This is a genomic window from Mycobacterium sp. MUNTM1 (genome assembly GCF_054660795.1).
Genome location: NZ_BAAGDE010000005.1, coordinates 102886 through 125598 on the forward strand (window position 1 = coordinate 102886; position 22713 = coordinate 125598).

Sequence of the window (22713 nt, forward strand, 5' to 3'; positions counted from 1 at the left end):
CCGTCGTGGCGTGAGCGCCCACCCTAGCCCGTTTCCGACGGATCCGCCGCCGGGGCGGGCGGCCAACCGCGGGCGCGGCGCCGGATTTGCCCGGTCAGGGCTAGATCTTGATCGTCAGTGGCCAGACGTTCCAGATCTCGTCGCAGTACTCGGCAATGGCGCGATCCGACGAGAACTTGCCGCTTCGCGCGGTGTTGAGGATCGACATCTTCGTCCACGACTCCCGGTCCTGCCAGGCCGCGCTGACCCGGTCCTGGCAGTCCGCGTAGGACGCGTAGTCGGCGCACACCAGGAAGGGGTCGTCGTAGCGCAGGTTGTCCACCAGGGGCCGGAATACTTCGGCGTCCCCACGCGAGAACGTCCCGCCGGCAATGAGATCCAGCACCGCGCGCAGCTCGTCGTTGCCGTCGACGTAATCGGCCGGACGATACCCGTCGGCCTTGACCGCCGCGACCTGCTCCTCCGTCAGGCCGAAGCGGAAGAAGTTCTCCGGCCCGACCTCGTCGCGCATCTCGACGTTCGCCCCGTCCAGGGTGCCGATGGTCAGCGCGCCGTTGATCATGAACTTCATGTTCCCGGTGCCCGAGGCTTCCTTGCCGGCGGTGGAGATCTGCTCGGACAGATCGGCGGCCGGGTAGATCATATGGGCGTTCTGCACGTTGAAGTTCGGCACGAATGCCACCTTCAGGAATCGGTTCACGTCCGGGTCCGCGTTCACCGTTTCCCCGACAGCGTTGATCAGCTTGATGATTCGCTTGGCCAGGAAATACCCGGGGGCGGCCTTGCCGCCAAAGACGAAGGCGCGCTGCGGGATCGACAGGCCGGGATTCTGCTTGAGCCGGTGGTAGAGCGCAACGACGTGCAGGACGTTGAGATGCTGGCGCTTGTATTCGTGGATGCGCTTGACCTGGACGTCGAACATCCAGTCCGGGTTCAGTTCGACGCCGGCGACCGAGTGGATGTATCTGGCCAGGCGTGACTTGTTGTTGCGCTTGATGTCGCGCCACTCGCGCCGGAACGCGGCGTCGTCGACGAACGGCTCGAGCCCGCGTAAGCGGCCCAGGTCGGTCAACCAGCCGTCACCGACGGTGCGGTCCAGCAGTTCGCGCAGCCCGGGGTTGGCCAGCGCGAGGAAGCGGCGCGGCGTCACACCGTTGGTCTTGTTGCTGAAACGTTCCGGCCACATCTCGTAAAAGTCTTTGAGCACACTGCTTTTCAGCAGCTCCGAGTGAAGTGCGGCGACACCGTTGACGGCGTGGCTGCCGACGGTGGCCAGGTGCGCCATCCGGACATTCTTGCCGCCGTTCTCACCGATCAGCGACATCCGGGCGATGCGCTCCTCGTCACCGGGAAAGCGGCTGCGCACCTCGTCGAGGAACCGGCGGTTGATTTCGTAGATGATCTCGAGGTGGCGGGGCAGCGACTCGGCGAACATCTCCAGCGGCCAGGTCTCGAGCGCCTCGGGCAGCAGGGTGTGGTTGGTGTAGCCGAACGTTGCGACGGTGATGTCCCACGCCTCGTCCCAGTCCAGTTCGCGCTCGTCGACCAGCAGCCGCATCAGCTCGGCGACCCCGATCGAGGGATGGGTGTCGTTGAGCTGCAAGGCAAACCGCTGCGGTAGTTCCTTGACGGACACGTCGGCGAGGTCGTCCATGATGTGCAACACGTGCTGCAGCGAGCAGGACACGAAGAAGTACTGCTGCAGCAGGCGCAGCCGCTTGCCGGCCTCGGGCTCGTCATTGGGATACAGCACCTTGGTTACGGTCTCGGACGTGACCTCGTCCTCGACCGCCTTGTAGTAGTCACCGGTGTTGAAGGCCTCCAACGCAAACGATTTGACGGCGCGCGCGCTCCACAACGTCAGCACGTTGCACGTGTTGACACCGTAGCCCTGGATTGGCGTGTCGTAGGCGGTGCCCTTCAGCAGTCGTCCGGGCACCCAGCGGACGCGGTCGTGGCCGGCCTCATCGGTGTAGTGCTCGGCGTAGCCGCCCCACTTGACCAAGAAGCTGACGTCGGGTTTGGCGATCTCCCAGGGGTTTCCGTTGTCCAGCCAGTTGTCGGTCTGCTCGACCTGCCAGCCATCGTGGATCTCCTGATCGAAAATGCCGAACTCGTAGCGGATGCCGTAGCCGATCGCCGGACGCTCCAGGGTGGCCAGCGAGTCCAGGTAGCACGCGGCGAGCCTGCCGAGGCCGCCGTTGCCCAGCCCGGGCTCCTCCTCGCAGGCCAGCACCGTGTCGAGGTTCTGGCCCATCGCCGCCAGCGCCTCGCGCGCGGCCCGCTCCATCTGCAGGTTCAGCAGATTGCTGCCCAGCTGCGGGCCCATCAGGAACTCGGCCGACAGGTAGCAGGTCACCTTGCGCCCGAGGTCCAGTGAGGTCTGCGTCGAGGCCACCCGGCGATCCTGCATGCGGTCCCGCACCGCGAGGGCGAGCGCGCGGTAGTAGTGCTCGGGGCGCCGGGCCGCCGCCGGGCGCCCGATCGAGTAGCGCAGGTGGTCGTTGATCGCGCGCTGTAGTGCCGCCGCGCCCATCCCGGTGCGAGAATGCTCGACCAAGTCGGCCCGGGTGGGGTTGCCGGGGGAGAGTCCGTCGGAGGGCGTCGAATCGACATCGGTCATGGTGGGTCCTACTCGCTAGGGGGTGGCGGGCAGCACCGCCCCGGGCCGCTGCGACGCCCGGTGGCGACAGACCGTCAGTCTTGCAGCGATATTTGCACATCAGACGCGCAACGGCAGTCCGAAACGTGAACAAGCGCTCACCGGCCGGCAACGAAACGCGAGCAATTGTCAAAACCTGTGCAGGGCAGCTCCGCTAACGCTTACGCGCTGTGCCCAACGTGGACGCGTAGTAGGTGACGCCATTCATAGTCTGTCGATTATCGTCGGCCCGCGCGATCGCCCTCAACCCGTGGCGGGCGAGCAGCTTGGCCATCGGCGTTGCGACCGACGTCCAGCCGTGCGCCTTCAGGTACGCACCGACGTCGTGGCGCTCACCCTCAAACCCGATCACGGCGAAGTCGAGTTCGAAGCCGTGGTCGCGCCACTTGGCCGTCGCCTCGCGCATACGTTCGCGCGCTGCGTTGGGGTCCATGTCGGCGGTATTCGGCACAGCCTCGCTCCCGAGTCGGCTGCCTGGCGCGCTCAGCGCAGTGACCGTATCGAGCAGCCCATCCTGAGCCGCTGGTGCCAGATAGCCGAACAGGCCTTCGGCGATCCACGCCGTGGGTTTACCGGTGTCCAAACCCGCCGTCGCCAGTGCCGACGGCCAGTCGTCGCGCAGGTCGATCGCAACCGTGCACAGGTCGACTTTTGGTTCGGCACCGAGCCGCGACAGCGTCGTGGTTTTGAACTCGATGACGGCCGGCTGATCGATCTCGAACACCTTCATTCCTGTCGGCCAGTCCAGTCGATAGGCGCGGGCGTCGAGGCCCGAGGCGAGGATGACGGTTTGACGAATGCCCGCCGCTGCGGCATCGGCACAGAACTCGTCGAAGTACCGCGTGCGGGCCGCAATCGATGCAGGCATCTGGGCCAGGCCCCATGGGCTGCCCTCGACGTCGACATCCGAGGCGACCAGCTCACCGGTAGCCCAGCGGGTCAGAAAGTTCACACCGACCGCCCGCACCAGCGGCTCGGCGAATGGATCGCTGATGACCCCATCCCTGGTGGCGATGGCCCTCGCCGCAGCCGCCATCGTGGCCGTGGTTCCCACACCGGTGGCCGGACCCCAGCTGTCGTCGTTGGGTACCGTCATCGTGAACCTCCGAAAGATAACTGGACACAGTACAAAACGGCGGAACACCGCTCTGGGGGATGGCACCCCGCTCAGTGCGCGCCGGTCAGATTCAGTGTCACCACCCCGGCGATGATCAGCCCGACACCGAGCACCTTCGCCACGGATATCGACGAGCCTAGGAATAGCACGGCGATCAGGACGATCAGGGCGGTACCGATCGCGGACCACAACGCGTAGGCGACGTCGGTCTGCATGCCGCGCGAAATCGACACCGCGAGCAGCGCGAAGGAGACGGCATAACCGATCAGGCACACCACGGTCGGCCACAACCGGCTGAAGCCGTCGGTGCTCTTGAGCAGGCTGGTCGCTATCACCTCCGCGAATATCGCGCCGAGGAGAAAGAGATAGGTCAAAACGCCTCCTTGCATACCCAGATACACGTACGTATTTACATCACAGGGAGGCAATGAACGTCGCCTTCCGCTCGCCGACGAAGGGTTGCGCCGTATGACGCTTGCCGGGCATCCACTGGAGTTCGATGTCAGCGAGGTGATCGGGGAACGCGCGTCACTGGCCGCGACGTACTATCCCGCCCGCGGCCACGAACCGGCCCCTGCAGTGTTGGTCTGCCTACCGGGCGGTACCTACAGCCGCGAATACTGGGACCTCGACATCCCCGGCCACCACGGGTACAGCTTCGCCGGCTTCGCCACCGAGAACGGCTACCCCGTCGTGACGATCGATCCCTTGGGAACCGGTGAAAGCTCGCAGCCCGCACGCGATTTCGACTTCGGCGATATCGCCGCGACGCTGGCGTGTGCCGTCTCCGCCCTGCCGGAAACGATCGGCGTCCACGCGTCGCCGGTCGCCATGGCGCATTCGCTGGGCGGCTATCTCGCCATCACCCAGCAAGCGTTGTTTGCCGGTTATGCGGGGCTGGCGGTGCTGGGTTGCACCAATCAACACGTCGCGCCACTGAACCTGGATGCCGCGATCGTCGCGCGCTGCGCCACCCCGCAAGGCCGCACCGAGCTGGCCGCCGAAATTCTGTCCGCCCTTCCGCAGCCGTATTTCGAGGGGCCGCGCGAGCAGCTGCAGAGTTGGTTTCACCTCGCCGACGTGCCCGCCGACGTCGTCGCGGCCGACTCCGTCACCGCCAAGTCGGTCGTTCCCCGGGTGTTCGGCACGGCGATGGTCCCCGGCGTCGTCGCCGAGCACGCGGCGCGGATCGACGTCCCGGTGCTCGTCGGTTACGGCGTGGTCGACGTCTCGCCGGATCCGCGCGCCGAGGCAGCCCTGTACCGCAGCAGCCCCGACATCACCACGATCGTGCTGGCCGACAGCGCGCACTGCCACAACATGGCGTCGAGCCGGCATCGGCTGTGGCGTCGCCTGCTCGCCTGGGCCGCCACCGTAACCTTGCCAGCGTGATGAATGGGCTCGACCAGAGACTGGCCCGTTACGCCCCTGCCGTGCTCAGCCTGTTTCGATGCGTCTACGGTTTGCTCTTCGCCGCATACGGATCGCGAAGCGTCTTTGACTGGCCGGTCCGCTCGCCCGTTCACATCGGGTTCGCCCTCTGGCCGGAGTGGTATGCCGGACTGATCGAGATCGTCACGGGTCTGCTGATCGCAAGCGGGTTGTTCACCCGCGCCGCCGCGTTCGTCGCCTCGGGGGAGATGGCGGTCGCTTACTTCTCGATTCATCAACCCAAGGCGCTGTGGCCCGTCGCCGATCCGCCCGCCGGCAACGGTGGAGCCTTGTCGGTCCTGTTCTGCTTCGCCTTCTTCCTGCTGGTCTTCTCCGGCGGCGGCGCCTACTCGCTCGACGCGCTACGCCGCAAGGCGGGCAGCTGAGGCTTCCCCTCGACCGGCGATAATGGCATTCTCTGATACGGAGAAGCTGTTTCCAGCGACGGACGGGTTCGGAGAGGTCGACGATGGGCGCACAACGATGCGACGGGATGGTGGCTCTGGTCACCGGAAGCAGCCGGGGGCTGGGCAAGGCGATCGCCGTGCGGCTGGCTTCGGAAGGCGCGACGGTGGCGCTGACCGCCCGCACGATGGACCCCGATCCGAAGTACCAGGGGTCGCTGAGCCAGACGCGCGACGAGATCGTCGCCGCGGGCGCCAAAGCCATTGCGGTCCAAGCAGATCTATCCCAATCCGAAGACAGGGAGCGGCTTTTCGCCGAGGTGACCGGTGCCGTCGGGGCGCCCGACATCCTGGTCAACAACGCCGCGGTGACGTTCCTGCGGTCCCTCGACGGGTTTCCCGAGCGCCGTGCCCGGCTGATGATGGAGATGCACGTGCTGGGGCCCCTGCACCTGTGTCAGCTGGCGATACCCGCGATGCGCGAGCGTGGACGCGGCTGGATCCTGAACCTGACCTCGGTGGGCGGCGACCTGCCCCCCGGTCCGCCGTTCTCGGAGTTCGATCGGACCGCCGGATTCGGCATCTACGGCACGGCCAAGGCCGCGCTCAATCGGTTGACGAAAAGCCTTGCGGCCGAACTCTACGACGATGGCATCGCGGTCAACGCCGCCGCCCCGTCCAATCCGGTGGCCACGCCCGGCGCCGGCACCCTCGATCTGGCCAAGGCCGACACCGAGGACATCGCGTTGATCACCGAGACGGCGTTCCGGTTGTGCACCGGCGATCCCAAGACGCTGACCGGGCGCGTCGCACACACCCAGCCTTTCCTCGCCGAGGTCGGCTGGACCGCGCCGGCGGTCTGAATGGCCGAGCTGGACCCTGCCGCGCTGCGCCGGCGACTCGACCGCGCCGGCGTCACCGGGGTCGTCCCGCTGACCGGGGGAGCCTCCAGCCTGACCTTCGCGGGCAGCAGGGACGGCCAACGCGTGGTGATCAAGGTCGCGCCGCCGGGCGTCGAACCGGTCGCGCATCGCGACGTGCTGCGACAGGCCCGCATCATCAAAGCCCTTGGCGCGACCAGTGTTCCGGTGCCGAAGGTGCTGTGGGAGGACGCGGGTGACCCGCCTGGCACGCCGCCGCTGTATGTGATGTCGCACATCGACGGCGAGTGTGTGGAGCCGTTATTCGACGATTGCCCGCCCGCGTCCCATCTGGGCGATCGGTACCGGAATGCGTGCCGCACCATGGCCGCGCTGCACGGACTCGCCCCAGCGGCCCTCGGGCTGGGCCGGCAGCCGGTGGTCGACCCGGTCGCCGAAGTCCACCGGTGGTCCGACACGCTGACGACCGTCGACCCGGCGCTGGTGCCGGGCTGGCCGAAAGTGCGCGATGCGCTGCTGGATTGCGCGCCGAACGCGATGGCGCCCCGCGTGGTGCACGGTGACTTCCGGCTGGGCAACCTGCTCGCGTCCGGATCGCGTGTCAACGCCGTCATCGACTGGGAGATCTGGTCGATAGGCGATCCGCGCATCGATGCGGGCTGGTTTTTGATCAATTGCGACCCGGACACGTACCGGCGGGTTGGCGCGCCCGACGGCATGGTGCCACCGGTCGCCGAGCTCGCCGAGCTGTATGGGTCTGAGTTAGCTTGCGGCATAGGAGATTTGGGCTGGTTCACCGCGCTGGCGTGCTTCAAGTCGGCGGCGACCTGGTCGCTGATCGTCAAGCACAATCGCCGCCGGGCCGCGCCGCGAGCCGAATTGGAAGCCATGGCAACGGTTTTGCCGAGGCTGCTCGACCGCGCCCGATCGACGCTCGCGTAGCGTCGGGGTTACGCTCTACTGGCAGCGGACCAGAAGATTCTCGCAGATCATTCCGACGTCACCCGTGTCGTTCACGGGCTGGCCCTCATTGGACGGGTTGGTCCAGGTGGTCGGGAACGGGCTCCACACGTCGTCGATCCCAGGCGGCTGGGGGCGCGGATCGACGTTCGGGTCCGCATGCGCGATGCCGGCGCCGCTCGCCAAGGCGACGGCCGCCGTCGCGCAGACGAGCAGTCCGCGAGCGCGGGTGCGAAGCGTCATCGCCGCCTCCTCGGTTTGTGCCGGGATTGTTGGCTTTTCGAGGGCCAAGTCTACCCGTGCCCCCACATCGCGTAACAGTTACAAACACACAACAACTTCGAAGGGCCACCCAGCAAATTTCGCTACCCGAATTGCCGGGTGCGTACGGTTTCGCCCGTGAGGCCCATAGTCGCGGTCGTTCGTCGCGCCCTGGTGGCCGCCGTATGCCTGGCAGTTTCTTTGCCCACGGCGCCGACGACGGGCGCGGATCCCGATGCCGCCCCGCCCCCTCCGGAAGCGGCGCCGGTGGCCGACGGAGCGTTGCCCTCCAACCCTCCGGTCGTCCTCAACACCCCCGACGGCTGGACCCTGGGCCTCGGCGCCAGAGATGAGGCGCAGGTGCCGGTGGCGCCGTTGACCACAGCGACCTCGTCCCGTGAGTACCTCGCCAGCGGGATATTCGTCGGCTCGCTGGCGGGGCCTGGGCGGCCCCAGGGGGTGCTCGAGGTGGGTTACGAAATCGGCTGCGGAATCGACATGAGCACGTCCGACGGCGTCACGATCGGCGGCACCGCGGGCATCACCCCGGGTGTGACGGGACCGGTGACCGGCGTGCCCGGAGACGTGCTGCCATTGGTCGTTGCTCCGATCGCGGGCGTGCTCAACGTCGGGCTCAAGCCCGGCCTCGTGATCGTGGTGCCCGTGGTAAAAAAACAGTTCCGGGGCCCGAATCCCTGGGTCATGGTCAGCAACTTTCACGTCAAGATCGACGGGTGTGTGGGCCAGTCGTTCATCCGCTCCTATGCGGTGCTCAATCGGGTGACCGACGATTCCGATGTGGTGCTGTCCTACGTGGGCGTCACCAAGACCGTCTGAGGAGGGTACGCGCTCAGCCGCGGGGGATGCCCGCCAGCTGGTCGGCGAACTTGGCCTCTGCGGCCGCGCGCAACCGCAGCAGATGTTCGGAGGGAAACAGATCGGGCGCGGGTTCACGGTCTTTCAGCAACAGCCTGGCCAGCGTGACCTTGTGCACCTCGGTCGGGCCATCGGCCAGCCCGAGCACGAACGACTCGACCAGGTACTGCACGAACGGCATCTCGTGGGTGGTGCCCAACGACCCGTGCACCTGAAGGGCCCGCGACGACACGTCGTGCAGGACCTTCTGCATCATCGCCTTCACCGCCGAGATGTCGGCCCGCACGGCCTTGTAATCATTGAATTGGTCGATCTTCCAGGCGGTTTGAAGAGTCAGCAGCCGGAACGCCTCGATCTCCATCCACGAGTCGGCGACCATCTCCTGCACGAGCTGCTTGTTGGCCAGCGCCTCGCCCTGGGTGTAGCGCGACACCGCGCGCTCGCAGATCATGTCGTAGATTCGGCGCACCAGGCCCACGGTGCGCATCGCGTGATGAATCCTCCCACCGCCCAAGCGAGTCTGCGCGACGACGAACGCACCGCCGCGCGGGCCCAACATGTGATCGGCCGGCACGCGGACGTTTTCGTAACGGACATAGCCCTCGCGGCCACCACCGGTCGGCTGGTAACCCAGCCCGACGTCGCGCAGCACGTTGATGCCGGGGGTGTCGCCGGGAACGACGAACATCGAGTAGCGCTGATAGGGCGGCGCCTCGGGATCGGTCATCGCCATCACGATGATGAACGACGCCATCGAGGCGAATGACGAAAACCACTTCTCCCCGTTGATGACCCAGTGATCGCCGTCCTGCACCGCGGTGGTGCGAAACACCTTCGGGTCGGCCCCGCCCTGCGGCTCGGTCATCGAGAAACACGAGATGATGCGGTTGTCCAGCAGTGGCTCCAGGTAGCGCTCCTTGAGCTCGGGTGTGCCGTAGTGCGCCAGGATTTCGCTGTTGCCGGAATCGGGCGCCTGCGAGCCGAAGACGATCGGTGCGCATTCCGAGCGGCCCAGGATCTCGTTGAGCAGCGCCAACTTCACCTGCCCGTAGCCCGGGCCGCCCAGATGTGGGCCCAGGTGAGTCGCCCACAGTCCGCGCTTTTTCACCACCTCCTGCAGCGGCGGGATGAGCGCTTGACGCACCGGATCGTTGAGGTCGTGAGATTCCTTGACGATCAAATCGATCGGCTCGCACTCCTCGCGCACGAAGCCTTCGACCCACCGCAGTTGTTCAGCCCACTCCGGGTCGGTGGAGAAGTCCCACGACATCTGCTACCCCTTCTCGCTCTGCGCCACCACGCCGGCGTCTTCCAGCTCGGTGATGGCCCTTGTGTCCAATCCCAGTTCGCCCAGCAGCGCGCGGGTGTGATCACCCGGCAACGACGGAGAAGCCGGCGCGCCCGGGCAGGTCCGCGAAAAGCGCGGCGCCGGTGCGGGTTGCGTGATGCCGTCGAGCTCGATGAACGTCTGCCGCGCGGTGTTGTGCGGGTGCCGCGGCGCCTCGGCCAGCGAAAGCACCGGTGTCGCACAGCATCCCGGTGTGTCGAGGAGGCGCTGCCACTCGTCGCGGGTCTTCTCGCCGAAACGAGCGGCCAGCGCCGCCCGGTGGGCGGCCCAGGCCGAGGGGTCGCCATCGTCGTGGGGCACGTCCACGCCGAGCCGGTCGCACAGTTCGGCGTAAAACTTCGGTTCCATGGCGCCGACGGCGATGTGGCGCCCGTCGGCCGTGGCGTAGGCGCCGTAGAAGTGGGCGGCGCCGTCGAGCAGATTGTCCTGCCGACGGTCGCGCCACGTGCCGGCGGGAAGCATGCCGAAATACGGTGCCAGCAGGGCGGCGACGCCGTCGACCATCGCCACGTCGAGGACCTGACCGGTACCCGACTCGCGGGCCTCGAGGATCGCGCTGAGCAGCCCGACCGCCAGCAGCATTCCGCCGCCGCCATAGTCGCCGACGAGATTCAGCGGTGGGACCGGTGATTCGGCGGTGCCGATGGCGTGCAGGGCGCCCGTCAGCGCCAGGTAGTTGATGTCGTGACCGGCGTGACCGGCCAGCGGCCCGTCCTGCCCGTAGCCGGTCATGCGGGCATAGACCAGGCGGGGATTGCGTTCCCGCAGCGCATCCGGACCGATGCCGAGGCGTTCGGCCACCCCGGGCCGGTAGACGTCGACGAAGGCGTCGGCGCCGGCGGCCAGCCGATGGACGAGGTCGCGGCCGCGCGGAACCTTCACGTCGACGGCCAGTGACCGCTGGCTGCGGCGGACGGTGTGGTCGACGGGCAGCGGGCCGTCAACGCCGGACAGAGCGTCGACGCGGATGACGTCGGCGCCCAAGTCTCCTAACAGCATTCCGCAAAACGGCGCGGGCCCTAATCCGCCCATCATGACGATGCGCACGCCGCGCAGGGGACCGGTCATGAAGACCACTTCTTGCGGCGGTCGGCCGCCTCGTCGGTCGCGTGCGAAATCACCTGATTGCGGTTCTCCAGTTCCATGGCCGACGCCAGGCTGGTGGCGTCGGTGTTGACCTGAAGGGCGCGCTTGGTCAGCTGGGCTCCGAGCGGGGCATGGCTCGCGATCAGCGATGCCAATTCCACGGCGCGGTCGGCCAGCCGGCCCGCCTCGACGACCTCACTGACCAGACCCCGTCGGTCGGCCTCGGTGGCCGACACGGTGCGCCCGGTGAGCATCCAGTCGGCGGCCACGCTGGTGCCGACGATGCGCGGCAAGTGGTAGCTCATGCCCATCTCCGCGCCCGACAGCCCGAGCAGAATGGCGGCGTTGCCGAAAGACGCTGCGGCCGAGCAGATTCGGATGTCAGCGGCCAGGCACAGCGCCAGTCCCGCGCCCACGCACGGGCCGTTGACCGCGGCGATGATGGGCTGCGGCAGCGCGTGCACCGCTGCGGCGAGGGCGGCCATCCGCTCCTGAAAACGCATCCGGTCCAGCGCGGGCGCGCTCGCCTGCAGCATGGAGGGGCCGAAGTCGCGCATGTCGATACCCGCGCAGAACCCGCGCCCGGCGCCGGTCAGCACGACGGCGCGCACCGAGCGGTCGACGGTCAAATCGCCCAAGGCCCGCCGCAATTCGGTTTGCATCTCCTCGTCGATGGCGTTGAGCCGTCGCGGGCGGTTCAGCCGCAGGATGACGACCCCATCGGCGGGCCGTTCGAGCTCCACGGTGTCCGCCATGCTCACACCCGCTCGATGATCGTCGCCGTGCCCATCCCGCCCCCGGTGCACATGGTCACCAGTCCCGTTGTCAGATCGCGGCGTTCGAGCTCGTCGAGCACGGTGCCGATCAGCATCGCGCCGGTGGCGCCGATGGGGTGCCCGAGCGCGATCGCGCCGCCGTTGACGTTGACCGTCTCGGGGTCGATGTCGAGGTCGCGCATGGTCTTGAGCGGGACGGCGGCGAAGGCCTCGTTGATCTCCCAGAGATCGATATCGGCGACGGTCATGCCCGCACGTTCCAGACATCGCTGAGCCGCCGGTCCGGGCGCGGTGAGCATGATGACCGGTTCGCTGCCGATGGCCGCGGTGGCCCGGATCTGCGCCCGCGGCGTCACCCGATGGGTGTGCATCCAGTTCGAGGAGGCCAGCGCCACCGCGGCGGCGCCGTCGACGACCCCGGAGGAATTGCCCGCATGATGCACGTGATCGATGCGGTCGATGCCCGGATAGCGCTGCAGGCAGATCTCGTCGAACGTGTGCTGCTCGCCGTCGGCGCACGCGGCGCCCATCGCGGCGAAGGCCGGCTCGAGGCGGGCCAGCGACTCGGTGGTGGTGCCGGCGCGGGGGTGCTCGTCACGCTCGATGCTTCCGTCCGGCGTCGGCACGTCGACCAGCGAACGCGCGAAGCGTCCCTGCTCGATGGCCACGGCGGCGCGGCTCTGGCTCTGCGCGGCGTAGGCGTCGACGGTCTCGCGGCTGAATCCCTCCAGGGTGGCGATGAGGTCAGCCGAAATACCCTGCGGAACAGTCGGATACAGCGCACGAAGGTCGGGATTGTTGCCGTCGATGGTCGGGACGCCGGCGGTGACATCCCAGCGCGACATCGACTCGACGCCGCCGGCGATCACCAGATCCTCGCTGCCGGCGGCGATGCCGGAGGCCGCGACGGTCACCGCTTGCTGTCCCGAACCGCAGAATCGGCTCAGCGTCATCCCGGGCACGCTCTCGGGCCAGCCGGCCAGCAGCACCGACAGGCGGGCGATGTCGTCGCCGTGGTCTCCGGACAGGATGCCGTTGCCGGCGATCACGTCGTCGACGTCGGCCGGTTCGAAGCCGACCCGCTCCGCCAGCGCGGCGAGGCACCGGGCGAGCAGGGCTTGCGGGTGCACGCCGTGCAGTCCGCCGTTGGGGCGGCCACGCCCGCGGGGCGTGCGGACCGCGTCGAGAATCCAGGCGTCGATGATGGACTCCGATCGTCATGGGTCGTTCGTGACCAAGGTCGGCCGGGACCGGCACAGGTCACCCGCGATCGTAATCCGTCTCTCGACTGCGGAGAACTACCTTCTCCAAAACAAGCGAACCTGTTCTCGCGCGGCGGTGCGGGCGGCGCGGGTTGCGGCTCGCATAAGCCATGAAGCGATTCGTGCTCGTCCTCGCGCGTGCCGCGGGAGTGGAAAGCGATGCGTCCGGTGCGCAACGGGATCGCCGTGTCCGCACGGCGCATAACCGGGTGCTCAGCGGGTAGCCCGGCGCCATGACCAAGATCGGATACTTTCTCACCTGCGAGCAATTCGGCCCCAAGGAACTGATCGACCAGGCCAAGCGCGCGGAGGACGCCGGATTCGAGGCGCTGTGGATCTCAGACCACTATCACCCCTGGAACGACGAGCAGGGCCAAAGCCCGTTCGTGTGGGGGGTGATCGGTGCGCTGTCGGAGGCGACGTCGCTGCCGGTCAGCACCGCCGTCACCTGCCCGACCGTCCGGATCCACCCGGCGATCATCGCGCAGGCCTCGGCCACCGCGGCCGTGCAACTCGACGGACGCTTCGTGCTCGGGGTGGGCAGCGGCGAGGCCCTCAACGAACACATCCTGGGCGATCCCTGGCCGTCCGCCGGGGTGCGCCTCGAGATGCTGGAGGAGTCGATTGAGGTCATTCGCAAGCTGCACGAGGGTGGTGAGGTGAGTCACCACGGCAAGCATTACGAGGTGCAGGAGGCGCAGGTCTATACCCGGCCGGAGCAACCGGTGCCGATCTACGTGTCCGCGTTCGGCCCGCAGGCCGTCGAGCTGGCGGCCCGCATCGGCGACGGCTACAGCATCGCCATGCCCGACGGCGACCTGGTCAAGCAATTCCGAGAGGCCGGCGGTGGTGACAAACCGGTGCAGGGCGGCACCAAGGTCTGCTGGGACGCCGACGCCGACGCCGCCCTGAAGACCGCACACCGGTTGTGGGCCAACGAGGGCCTGCCCGGCCAGACGTCGCAAATCCTGCCGCGGCCCAAGGATTTCGCGGCCCTGCAGTCGCTCGTGCCGCCGCAGACGGTGGCCGAGAGCGTCGCGTGCGGCCCGGATCCTGAAAAGCACATCGCGCAGGTGCGCGAGTACATCGACGCCGGCGTCGACGAGATCTACGTGCAGCAGATCGGGCCCGACATGGACGGGTTCTTCGCGGCGTGGGAGCAGGCCGTGCTGCCGGAAGTGCGCGCCTAGCGCTCAGCCCTCGAAATCGGTGCCGCGGGTGAGCTCTTCCCATTTTTCGATCTCGGCGGCGCGCGCCTCCGCTGTGTAGCGGTAGGCGGCCAGCGAGTCGGGCCCGAGCAACAAAAACGCCGGCGGCTCAGGCGATTCGACGGCCGCGATGATGGCGTTGCCGGCCTTGGCGGGGTCGCCGGGCTGATTGCCGTGCATGGTGTCGTTTTCCTTGCGACGCTGCCCCGCGGTGGCGGCGTAGTCGTCGATGACGGTGGCCGACTGGGCCAGCGAACGGCCGGCGAAGTCGGTGCGGAAGGCGCCCGGTTCGACGATGGTCACCGAAATGCCCAGCGGGACAAGCTCACCGCGAAGGGCTCCGCTGACGCCTTCGATCGCGGCCTTCGCCGCCGAGTAGTAGCCGGACCCCACCGGGGTCAGCTGGGCGCCGATCGAGGAGATGTTCACGATGGCGCCGCTGCGGCGCGCCCGCATGCCGGGCAGTACCGCCTTGATCATGGCGACGGTGCCGAAGAAATGCGTCTCGAACAACGCGCGGACGTCGGCGTCGTCGCCCTCCTCGACCGCGGCGCGATAGCCGTAGCCGGCGTTGTTGACCAGCACGTCGATCTGGCCGAACCGCTCGTGCGCCTGCCGCACCGCCGAGGCGACCTGCGCCGGGTCGGTGACATCCAGGGTGGCGGCGAGCACCCGCTCGGGTGCGTCCTCGACAAGGTCGGCGACCGCGGCTGCGTCCCGCGCAGTGACGACGGCGTTGTGGCCGGCGCCGATGACGGCTTCGGCGAGCGCGCGACCGAGCCCGGTCGAGCACCCGGTGATGAGCCAGGTGGACATGGTCGTTTCCCTTCGTCTCAGTCGGTCAGCGCCCGGCCCACGATCAACGGATCGGGTTCACCCACCACTTCATCGTCCTTGTCGTCGTAGTCGACCCTGGAAAGCAGGTACCGCATGGCGTTGATCCGGGCCCGCTTCTTGTCGTTGCTCCGGACCACGATCCACGGAGCATCGTCGGTGTCGGTCGCCTCGAACATCCTTTCTTTGGCCGTGGTGTACTCATCCCATTTCCGCACCGACGCCATGTCCATCGGCGAGAACTTCCACTGCCGCACCGGGTCGACCAACCGGATGGCAAACCGGGTGCGCTGCTCGGCCGGTGACACCGAGAACCAGAACTTGGTCAAGTTGATCCCGTTGTCCACCAGCATCTGCTCGAAAAGCGGTGCCTGGTCCATGAATTCGGCGTACTGCTCCGGGGTGCAGAACCCCATCACCCTCTCCACCCCGGCGCGGTTGTACCACGAACGATCGAACAGCACCATCTCGCCGCCGGACGGCAGGTGGCTGATGTAGCGCTGGAAATACCACTGCGTCTGCTCTTGCTCGGTCGGCTTCTCGAGCGCCACCACCCGTGCGCTGCGTGGGTTGAGATGCTCCATGAACCGCTGGATGGTCCCGCCCTTGCCGGCCGCGTCGCGCCCCTCGAACACGATCACGTGCCTGCCGCCGACCCGCTTGCAGTGCCTCTGCAGTTTCAGCAGCTCAATTTGGAGCCGTCGCTTGAGTCGCTCGTACTCGTCGCGCGACATTCGCTGGTCGTACGGGTACCGCTCGCGCCAGGTGTCGATGTGCTTGCCGTCGCGGTCGAGCAGGACCGGGTCGTCGTCGTCGTGGTCGTCCACGGTGTATCCGTGTTCGGGGGTCGACAAGGCGTCCAGATCGATTTCGGTCATAGTTCGACGCTATCGGCCCTGTCGACCCCTTAGCCGCCGAACGCCGGGCCGTCGAATCGATCTCGCGTGATGAACTCGGCGACCGGCCGGCGGCGCAGTTTGGTCAGCTGCCGCACCGGCTTTCCGAGCGGCACGACGGCGGCCACCGCGTGCCGGTCGGGAATGCCCAGCAGTTCGCGGACGCGTTCCTCGGCCGCGATCGCCATCGTGGTGATGGTTCCGCCGTAGCCCTCGCTGCGTGCGGCGAGCAGGATGTTCCAGATCAGCGGGTAAACCGACGCCCCGCCGGCGATGCCGACGCGGTCCAGATTCTGGTCGACGGCGGCGACCACCGTCAGGTCGACCGAAACCACTAGGACCACAGGCGCTTTGGCGATCGGCGCCACGAACGTGTCGGGGATCTCGGTCGCGTCGATGACGCCTTGTGGCACCCCGCTGGGATCAACTGAATTCCAAGGGTTTTCATCCGCCTGCAACTGGGCGAAGTAGCGGCGAGCGGCGGGCTTGCCGAGTTCGGCCAGCCGGCGGCGGGCCGTTTCGTCGCGCACCACGGTGACGTGGGCGCCCTGCCTGTTGCCGCCGCTGGGAGCGAACCGGGCGTTGTCGAAGATGCGCCCCAGCACCTCGTCGGGCAATGGATCGTCGGTGAATTCCCGTGCCGCGAAAGTTGTTCGCATCACGTCGTATAACTGCATGGCGGGATGGCTCATCAACTCGCGGACGCGCACCGCTCCAGCCGGAAGGTGCGTTCGAACCCGGCGGGCTTCGTCGTCAGCGTCACTTCCACCGCACCGCTGGGGGCGATCACGTAGCGCTCCTCGACGTCGGGCCCTTCCGTCCAGCGGCCGACGGGCTGGCGCCCGAGGTCGTCGCGGTCGTAGAGGGCCGGATCGAACGGGAACAGCACCGGGTCATAGGGCGTGACGTCGCCGTCGGGCCGCCCGTTGACCAGGCGGCTGCATTCCACGAACCGGAAGTGCCCGATGTTGTGTGCCGCTCGATATTTTCGCTTCACCACCAGCGGGGATTGCCCGTCGGACGGAAGCGAAACGTCCTTGCACACGATCGGGTCGAAGACGACGCCGGCGCCGGCCTCGGCCTCGCGGAATACTCCGAAATTCCTCGAGAAGCGTTCGGACAGAGCAAAACCGGACTCCTTGTCCAAAAAGACGGCGAGTCCGATGGCGGTGGCGGCGAACGGGTGCGGCGAGCGTTTCACCCGCTTCTCGCCGAACGTACTGCGCAGCATCCGGGACACCAGCGGGAAGCCGCCGGCCCCGCCGACGACGTAGATTCCGGCCACCTCCGACCAGTCCACGTCCTTGCGGCCGCGCGCCGGATCGTGCAGGACCCGGTTGAGCAACTCCGTCGTCTGGTCGACCAGCGGCGCGCACACCGCGTAGACGTCGTCGATGGGGCAGGAGAACGGGGGCCGATCGACCGCGGACAGGTCCACCAGGAAGCGGCGTGTCTGCGGCCCGACGGCCTCCTTGCGGGCGGCGCACTCCTCGGCGAGCAGAGCGCGCCCGGCGGCGTCGAGGCCGGGCAGGTTGGCGCCGGCCAGTACCAGCCCCACGATCGCCTCGTCGAAATCGTCACCGCCGAGGCGCTGAATGCCCTCGCTGAGGACGACCTCGTTCGCGTGCCCGGTCATCTTCAGCAGCGACGCGTCGAATGTGCCGCCGCCCAGGTCGTAGATGAGGACGTATTCGCGCTTGGCGGTGATGGTGGATCGATACCGGTGGGCGTATTCCAGGCTCGCGGCGGACGGCTCGTTGAGCAGCGCGACGACGTGAAATCCGGCGGCCACGTAGGCATCCAGGGTCAGCAGGCGCTGGGCGCTCGAGGCGTTCGCCGGCACGCTGATCGCGGCTTCGATGTCTTCGCCCGGCTCCAGGGTGGCGTTCGAGTGCCGCTGCAGATCGGTCTTCAGCTGGGCCAGGAAGCCGGCGAGGAGGTCAGCCAGGCGATAGGCACGGCCCGCGAGGGTGACTTCGGTCTGCGGTCCGGCGTCGTTGAGCAGGCGTTTGAACGAACGCAGCACCGACCAACCCGGTTCGTGGCGGACGGCGGCCGCGTCCGCGCCGAAGCGCAACTCCCCGGCGGCATTGGCAGCGATGAGCGACGGCCACGCATCCACCCCCTCGAAGGAGACGACGGGATAGTTGCCTCGGTCGACGGCCGCGACGACGGTGTGGGTGGTGCCAAAGTCGATACCGACTCTCATCGCGCAAGTTTAGGACCGCGCCGCTGACTTCGGCACGACCTTTCCGCGCGGCGTGCCCACCGAATTCGGTCAGTCCTCGAAATGGCGTTCGTAGTCGTTGCGCTCGAGCCACCACTGCAGGTTGTAGGTCCCCACCGCGAGCAGCATCATCAGCACGGCGCAGGCGACGCTGACGATGGCGTTCACAGCCTTTCCATTTCGCGTGCCATGCGGGCGTCCTCGAGGTACGCGTAATGCCTCAGGTAAGGATGCCGCGGCTGATTTGCGTCCGCGGCCATCCGGCGCAGCGCGGTGGCGACCCGGCTGGCGAGGGGGGCGCGGCGCGTCCCCTGGACGGCGGCGGTGCCGAAGAGCACCTGCTGTGTGCTGATCAGGACCTCTGCGGGTGCCGCCTCGACCGACGGCCTCGCCGCGGGCGGTTGCGGAATGGGCTCGTTGACGGGTGCGGGCCGGAGTCCCGTTGGCGTGACCAGCATTTCGTCCACCTTCTTCGCGTTGGTCTGCCGGTGATGCGGTTAACGTAAGGTCGGCGATCACCATCAGGCACGCGTAGTCGACTACCTGTTTGTGCGCGGCTCGCTACCGCGCCCCGGCAGGTACCGGTCAGCGGGCGGTCAACGCTGCTGAGCGCCGACCACCCCGGGAGCCGGCGCCGGCAGCGCGTCCCACCGGCGTTGCACCTCGCGTTCGGCGGCGGTGGGGATCAGACCCGAGGGCGCGAAGAACCTCGAGGGCACCGGCTCGTCCTCGGTCAGAGGCCGGCTCAACGTGCTGCCGGGACCGCGAAGTGCCCCGAGTGCGGCCAGGACCCCGGCGATCAGCACGATGACGACGGCCACCGCGAACAGGATGGACAGCGTGCCCTGGATGAAGGTGTTGCGGATGACCTCGTCGAGCTGATGGGCGTTCTTGGCCGATCCGAACGACGTCTTACCGGCGCTGCGGGCGGCCAGGTACCGGAAGTGCTGCGTCCAGTAGCCGACGGCGGGATCCGCGGAGAAGACCTTCTGCCACGACGCGGTCAGCGTGACCACCAGATCCCACAGCAGCGGCACCCCGGGCATCCACGCCCATTTCAGCAAGCCCTTCTTGATGACGATGACCGTGACGACGGTCAGTGCGATCGCCGCGAGCAGCTGGTTGGCGATGCCGAACAGCGGGAACAGCGTGTTGATGCCGCCCAGTGGATCGGTCACGCCCATCAGCAGGATGCCGCCCCACGCGGCGACCACCGCCAGGCTGCAACCCCAGACCCCCGGGCGCCAACTCGGGTTTTGCAGCTTGGCCAGCGGCCCGCCCAGGTTGCCCAGCGCATCGGAGAGCATGAACCGCGCGACCCGGGTGCCCGCGTCGACGGCGGTCAGGATGAACAGCGCCTCGAACATGATCGCGAAGTGGTACCAGAACGCTTTGAGCCCGGCGCCGCCGAACGCGCGGTTCAACACCTCGGACATGCCCACCGCCAGCGTCGGGGCACCGCCGGTGCGTGACACGATCGACTTCTCGCCGACGCCGGTGGCGGCCTGGTTCAGCTGGTCAGCGGTCGCCGGGCCGCCCGACAACCCGAGGCCGTTGACGTAGTGCGCCGCGGTGGCCGCGGTGCCGCCGGTCTGCGCGGCCGGGGCGTTGAGCGCGAAGTACACGTGCTGGTCGAGGACGCCCGCGCTGATGAGCGCCATCACGGCGACGAACGATTCGGTCAGCATGCCGCCATAGCCGATGAAGCGCATCTGGCTTTCCTTCTCCAGCAGCTTGGGCGTCGTCCCCGACGAGATCAGGGCGTGGAATCCGGATAGCGCGCCGCACGCGATGGTGATGAACAGGAACGGAAACAGCGACCCGGCGAACACCGGTCCGTCGCCCCGGTGGGCGAACCGCGAGACCGCCGGCGCCTGGATGAGCGGATGCGCGAGGAAGATGCCGAGCGCGAGCAACGCGATGGCGCCGATCTTCATGAACGTCGAGAGGTAGTCGCGCGGCGCCAGCAGCAGCCACACCGGCAGCGCCGACGCCACGAAGCCGTAGCTGATGATCAGCCAGGACACGGCGACCGGCGACAGGTTCAACCACGATGCGCCCCAGGAGGTTTCGCTGACCCAGTTGCCGGAGACCACGGCGAGCATCAGCAACGCGAAACCGATGAGGGAGACCTCGCCGACTCGCCCGGGCCGCAGGAACCGCAGGTAGCAGCCCATGAAGAGGGCGATGGGGATGGTCATGGCGATGGAGAACACGCCCCACGGGCTCTGGGCCAGTCCGCGCACCACCACCAGGGCGAGCACCGCGATGATCATCACCATGATGACGAGGACGCCGACCATCGCGGCGGCCCCGCCGATGGCGCCCAGCTCGTCGCGCGCCATCTGGCCCAGCGAACGACCCCGCCGCCGGGTGGAGATCCACAGCACCAGGTAGTCCTGCACCGCGCCGGCGAATACCGCGCCGAGGATGATCCAGATGCTGCACGGCAGATAGCCCATCTGGGTGGCCAGCACCGGTCCGACGAGCGGTCCGGCCCCGGCGATGGCGGCGAAGTGATGGCCGAACAGCACCCGACGGTCGGTCGGCACGTAGTCGGAGCCGTCGTCGAGAACCTCGGCGGGCGTGGCATGGTCGTCGCGCGGCCGGACGATTTTCCATTCGATCAGCCGGGCGTAGAACCGGAATCCGATCAGGTAGGTGCAGATCGCCGCGACGACGATCCAGACCGCGTTCACCGTCTCGCCGCGGGCGAACGCGACGATCGCCCAGGCGACGGCGCCGAGCACGGCAACGATCGCGAACACGATCTTGTGCCGCGCGGTGATGGGGGAGCGGTCGACGACCGCGACGGGTGGCAGGTCATCGTCGGTGTGGATGTAGCTGACGTCGGTGTCGCGCTCTGTGACTGCCACGGCGGAAACCCTACGCGCGCCGCACTAACGGCGCCTGTCCAAAAGCTCTGGTTTCAGTACAGCGCGCGCACGGCGTCGATGGTGTCGGCCTCGGCGGGGCCCTTGTCGTCGCGATAGCGCACCACGCGGGCGAACCGCAGCGCCAGCCCACCGGGGTAGCGCGACGATTTCTGCACGCCGTCCAGCGCGATTTCGACCACCTGCTCGGGCCGGACGTGGACGACGTAGTCGTCGGTCCCGCCGACCGCGAGTTCGCTGAACCGGGCGGTCTGCCACTCCAGCATGGCGTCGGTCATGCCCTTGAAAGTCTTTCCCACCATGACGAATTCGCCGCCGGCGGGATCACGCGCGCCGAGGTGGATGTTGGAGAGTTTGCCGCGGCGGCGCCCCGATCCCCACTCGACGGCGAGCACCACCAGATCCAGCGTGTGCACCGGCTTGACCTTCAGCCAGCCCGCGCCGCGGCGTCCCGCCGCATACGGTGTGTCGGGCGCCTTGGCCATCACGCCCTCGTGGCCGGCGGCCAGCGTCGCGTCCAGGAAGGCGCCCGCCTCCGCGGGGTCGGCGGTCAGCAGCCGGTCGACTCGCTGTGCCGGCGGCACCAACGCGTCCAAGGCGGCCAGCCTCTCGGTGGTCGGGGCGTCGAGCAGGTCGACACCGTCGCGATGCAGGATGTCGAAGAAGAACACTGAAAGTCGCTGCGCGGCAACGGCTGCGGCGATGTCGACGGAACGGCCGAACCGTGAGGCGGTGACCTGGAACCGGTGGGGACGGTTGTCGGGCCGCAGCGCGATGGCCTCACCGTCGGCGATCAGGTTGTCGACCGGCAGCGCCTGCGTCGCCTCCACCACCTCGGGCAGCCGGGCGGTGACATCGTCGAGGCTTCGGGTGTAGACGGTGACCTCGTCACCGGCGCGGTGAATCTGCACCCGCGCGCCGTCCAGCTTGGCTTCGAAAATCGTTGAGCCGCCGTGGCGTTCGATCGCGTCGGCCACGCCCGTCGCGGACTGCGCCAGCATCGGGCCGACCGGCCGACCGACCCGCAGGGTGAACGCGTCCAGCGCCGAGGCCGCACCGGACAGCGCGGCCGCGGCCACCGCCGGCAGGTCGCCGCCCAGCATGGCGGCGCGCTGCACCGCGGCGGCCGGGATGCCGGCGGCCTTGGCCACGGCGTCGGCCATGATTCCGGCCAGCGCGCCCTGGCGCAGTTCGCCCCCGAGGAGTCGCAGCACAAAGGTCTGTTCGATGTCGGTGGCGGCGGCGAACAGGGCGTCCAGCAGCGCGGCGCGGCGCGCCTGCGCACCCTTACCCGACACGGCGCCGATCTCGGAAAAGGTGGCGTCGACATCCGCGACGGTCAGCGTGGCGTGCGAAGCGGGCGGCGGGCGCGAGCGCAGCGCCGCCCAGCCCACCCCGATCTGGCGTTGCCGCAACTCACCGGACAGCCACGACACGATGACGGCGACCTCCGCGGCGTCGGGCGCGGCGCGGTTCAGCAGGCCGGCGATGTGGGTGACTTTGGTCAGCCGTGACGACGTGCTCCCGACGTCGGCAGACGTCGTCGCCACGTCGATGAGGAGCACGGTTGCCAGCTTGGCATGGCTCGGT

General features: G+C 68.0%; 21 protein-coding genes. 6 read left to right on the forward strand and 15 right to left on the reverse strand.

The features are described 5' to 3' along the window. Positions 1-100: 100 nt before the first annotated feature. The 3 genes from ACYQ8K_RS04635 to ACYQ8K_RS04645 all read right to left on the reverse strand — a co-directional run bounded on the left by ACYQ8K_RS04635 (position 101) and on the right by ACYQ8K_RS04645 (position 4153). A complete protein-coding gene (locus tag ACYQ8K_RS04635; protein WP_459967299.1) occupies positions 101-2536 on the reverse strand; it encodes a glycogen/starch/alpha-glucan phosphorylase in 2436 nt (811 codons plus the stop codon). 280 nt (positions 2537-2816) lie between these two features. Then, positions 2817-3758, reverse strand: coding sequence for an SAM-dependent methyltransferase (locus ACYQ8K_RS04640; RefSeq protein WP_459967219.1), 942 nt, complete (start codon positions 3756-3758; stop codon positions 2817-2819). A gap of 71 nt (positions 3759-3829) precedes the next feature. Next, complete coding sequence (locus tag ACYQ8K_RS04645) at positions 3830-4153, reverse strand: DMT family transporter (protein ID WP_459967221.1); 324 nt, start codon at positions 4151-4153, stop codon at positions 3830-3832. A 94-nt stretch (positions 4154-4247) separates the two neighbouring features. Here ACYQ8K_RS04645 and ACYQ8K_RS04650 point away from each other — a divergent pair, with 94 nt between their 5' ends. The 4 genes from ACYQ8K_RS04650 to ACYQ8K_RS04665 all read left to right on the forward strand — a co-directional run bounded on the left by ACYQ8K_RS04650 (position 4248) and on the right by ACYQ8K_RS04665 (position 7437). Further along, positions 4248-5171 carry an alpha/beta hydrolase gene (locus ACYQ8K_RS04650; RefSeq protein WP_459967222.1) on the forward strand — a complete coding sequence of 308 codons (924 nt, stop codon included), beginning with the start codon at positions 4248-4250 and terminating at the stop codon, positions 5169-5171. After that, positions 5171-5596 carry a DoxX family protein gene (locus ACYQ8K_RS04655; protein WP_459967300.1) on the forward strand — a complete coding sequence of 142 codons (426 nt, stop codon included), beginning with the start codon at positions 5171-5173 and terminating at the stop codon, positions 5594-5596. Before ACYQ8K_RS04650 ends, ACYQ8K_RS04655 begins: the two co-directional genes overlap by 1 nt. A gap of 83 nt (positions 5597-5679) precedes the next feature. Further along, entirely contained in the window at positions 5680-6477 is a 798-nt protein-coding gene (locus ACYQ8K_RS04660) for an SDR family NAD(P)-dependent oxidoreductase (protein WP_459967224.1), read from the forward strand. Further along, on the forward strand, positions 6478-7437 hold the full coding sequence (locus tag ACYQ8K_RS04665; RefSeq protein ID WP_459967225.1) for a phosphotransferase family protein: 960 nt from the start codon (positions 6478-6480) through the stop codon (positions 7435-7437). A gap of 15 nt (positions 7438-7452) precedes the next feature. Here ACYQ8K_RS04665 and ACYQ8K_RS04670 read toward each other — a convergent pair whose 3' ends face one another. Further along, positions 7453-7698, reverse strand: a complete 246-nt coding sequence (locus ACYQ8K_RS04670; protein ID WP_459967227.1) for a hypothetical protein — start codon at positions 7696-7698, stop codon at positions 7453-7455. Positions 7699-7854: 156 nt separating this feature from the next. On the opposite strand from ACYQ8K_RS04670, the gene ACYQ8K_RS04675 reads away from it, so the two are divergent. Next, positions 7855-8553: an MspA family porin gene (locus ACYQ8K_RS04675; RefSeq protein WP_459967228.1), complete on the forward strand. Its 699-nt coding sequence runs from the start codon at positions 7855-7857 to the stop codon at positions 8551-8553. Positions 8554-8566: 13 nt separating this feature from the next. On the opposite strand, the gene ACYQ8K_RS04680 is transcribed toward ACYQ8K_RS04675, so the two are convergent. From ACYQ8K_RS04680 to ACYQ8K_RS04695, 4 genes are read right to left on the reverse strand one after another with little or no spacing between them, the layout of a single operon-like run. Next, positions 8567-9862 (reverse strand): acyl-CoA dehydrogenase family protein, encoded by a 1296-nt coding sequence (locus ACYQ8K_RS04680; protein ID WP_459967229.1) that lies wholly within the window; start codon positions 9860-9862, stop codon positions 8567-8569. A 3-nt stretch (positions 9863-9865) separates the two neighbouring features. Beyond that, entirely contained in the window at positions 9866-11008 is a 1143-nt protein-coding gene (locus ACYQ8K_RS04685) for a CaiB/BaiF CoA transferase family protein (RefSeq protein WP_459967230.1), read from the reverse strand. After that, entirely contained in the window at positions 11005-11781 is a 777-nt protein-coding gene (locus ACYQ8K_RS04690; protein ID WP_459967231.1) for an enoyl-CoA hydratase/isomerase family protein, read from the reverse strand. Before ACYQ8K_RS04690 ends, ACYQ8K_RS04685 begins: the two co-directional genes overlap by 4 nt. A 2-nt stretch (positions 11782-11783) precedes the next feature. Further along, positions 11784-12992 carry an acetyl-CoA C-acetyltransferase gene (locus ACYQ8K_RS04695; RefSeq protein ID WP_459967301.1) on the reverse strand — a complete coding sequence of 403 codons (1209 nt, stop codon included), beginning with the start codon at positions 12990-12992 and terminating at the stop codon, positions 11784-11786. 305 nt (positions 12993-13297) lie between these two features. On the opposite strand from ACYQ8K_RS04695, the gene ACYQ8K_RS04700 reads away from it, so the two are divergent. Further along, complete coding sequence (locus tag ACYQ8K_RS04700; protein WP_459967232.1) at positions 13298-14254, forward strand: LLM class F420-dependent oxidoreductase; 957 nt, start codon at positions 13298-13300, stop codon at positions 14252-14254. Positions 14255-14257: 3 nt separating this feature from the next. Here the strand turns inward: ACYQ8K_RS04700 and ACYQ8K_RS04705 are convergent, their stop codons facing one another. The 7 genes from ACYQ8K_RS04705 to ACYQ8K_RS04735 form a co-directional block, all read right to left on the reverse strand. Beyond that, positions 14258-15088, reverse strand: a complete 831-nt coding sequence (locus ACYQ8K_RS04705; protein WP_459967234.1) for an oxidoreductase — start codon at positions 15086-15088, stop codon at positions 14258-14260. A gap of 17 nt (positions 15089-15105) precedes the next feature. Beyond that, positions 15106-15984, reverse strand: a complete 879-nt coding sequence (gene ppk2 / locus ACYQ8K_RS04710) for a polyphosphate kinase 2 (RefSeq protein ID WP_459967235.1) — start codon at positions 15982-15984, stop codon at positions 15106-15108. A gap of 29 nt (positions 15985-16013) precedes the next feature. Next, positions 16014-16679, reverse strand: coding sequence for a nitroreductase family protein (locus ACYQ8K_RS04715; protein ID WP_459967236.1), 666 nt, complete (start codon positions 16677-16679; stop codon positions 16014-16016). A gap of 14 nt (positions 16680-16693) precedes the next feature. After that, positions 16694-18211, reverse strand: a complete 1518-nt coding sequence (locus ACYQ8K_RS04720; RefSeq protein ID WP_459967237.1) for an Hsp70 family protein — start codon at positions 18209-18211, stop codon at positions 16694-16696. Between the two features lie 182 nt (positions 18212-18393). Beyond that, positions 18394-18687, reverse strand: a complete 294-nt coding sequence (locus ACYQ8K_RS04725) for a hypothetical protein (RefSeq protein ID WP_459967238.1) — start codon at positions 18685-18687, stop codon at positions 18394-18396. 138 nt (positions 18688-18825) lie between these two features. Then, positions 18826-21105, reverse strand: coding sequence for a carbon starvation CstA family protein (locus tag ACYQ8K_RS04730; protein ID WP_459967239.1), 2280 nt, complete (start codon positions 21103-21105; stop codon positions 18826-18828). Between the two features lie 53 nt (positions 21106-21158). Further along, entirely contained in the window at positions 21159-22688 is a 1530-nt protein-coding gene (locus ACYQ8K_RS04735; protein WP_459967240.1) for an ATP-dependent DNA ligase, read from the reverse strand. Positions 22689-22713 lie beyond the last annotated feature (25 nt).

Coding starts and splice junctions, on each gene's coding strand:
- ACYQ8K_RS04665 (WP_459967225.1), top strand. CDS start 6,478: ATGGCCGAGCTGGACCCTGCCGCGCTGCGCCGGCGACTCGACCGCGCC.
- ppk2 (WP_459967235.1), bottom strand. CDS start 15,984: ATGACCGAAATCGATCTGGACGCCTTGTCGACCCCCGAACACGGATAC.
- ACYQ8K_RS04650 (WP_459967222.1), top strand. CDS start 4,248: ATGACGCTTGCCGGGCATCCACTGGAGTTCGATGTCAGCGAGGTGATC.
- ACYQ8K_RS04640 (WP_459967219.1), bottom strand. CDS start 3,758: ATGACGGTACCCAACGACGACAGCTGGGGTCCGGCCACCGGTGTGGGA.
- ACYQ8K_RS04685 (WP_459967230.1), bottom strand. CDS start 11,008: ATGACCGGTCCCCTGCGCGGCGTGCGCATCGTCATGATGGGCGGATTA.
- ACYQ8K_RS04670 (WP_459967227.1), bottom strand. CDS start 7,698: ATGACGCTTCGCACCCGCGCTCGCGGACTGCTCGTCTGCGCGACGGCG.
- ACYQ8K_RS04725 (WP_459967238.1), bottom strand. CDS start 18,687: ATGCTGGTCACGCCAACGGGACTCCGGCCCGCACCCGTCAACGAGCCC.
- ACYQ8K_RS04660 (WP_459967224.1), top strand. CDS start 5,680: ATGGGCGCACAACGATGCGACGGGATGGTGGCTCTGGTCACCGGAAGC.
- ACYQ8K_RS04690 (WP_459967231.1), bottom strand. CDS start 11,781: ATGGCGGACACCGTGGAGCTCGAACGGCCCGCCGATGGGGTCGTCATC.
- ACYQ8K_RS04635 (WP_459967299.1), bottom strand. CDS start 2,536: ATGGGCGCGGCGGCACTACAGCGCGCGATCAACGACCACCTGCGCTAC.
- ACYQ8K_RS04700 (WP_459967232.1), top strand. CDS start 13,298: ATGACCAAGATCGGATACTTTCTCACCTGCGAGCAATTCGGCCCCAAG.
- ACYQ8K_RS04720 (WP_459967237.1), bottom strand. CDS start 18,211: ATGAGAGTCGGTATCGACTTTGGCACCACCCACACCGTCGTCGCGGCC.
- ACYQ8K_RS04705 (WP_459967234.1), bottom strand. CDS start 15,088: ATGTCCACCTGGCTCATCACCGGGTGCTCGACCGGGCTCGGTCGCGCG.
- ACYQ8K_RS04715 (WP_459967236.1), bottom strand. CDS start 16,679: ATGCAGTTATACGACGTGATGCGAACAACTTTCGCGGCACGGGAATTC.
- ACYQ8K_RS04680 (WP_459967229.1), bottom strand. CDS start 9,862: ATGTCGTGGGACTTCTCCACCGACCCGGAGTGGGCTGAACAACTGCGG.
- ACYQ8K_RS04655 (WP_459967300.1), top strand. CDS start 5,171: ATGAATGGGCTCGACCAGAGACTGGCCCGTTACGCCCCTGCCGTGCTC.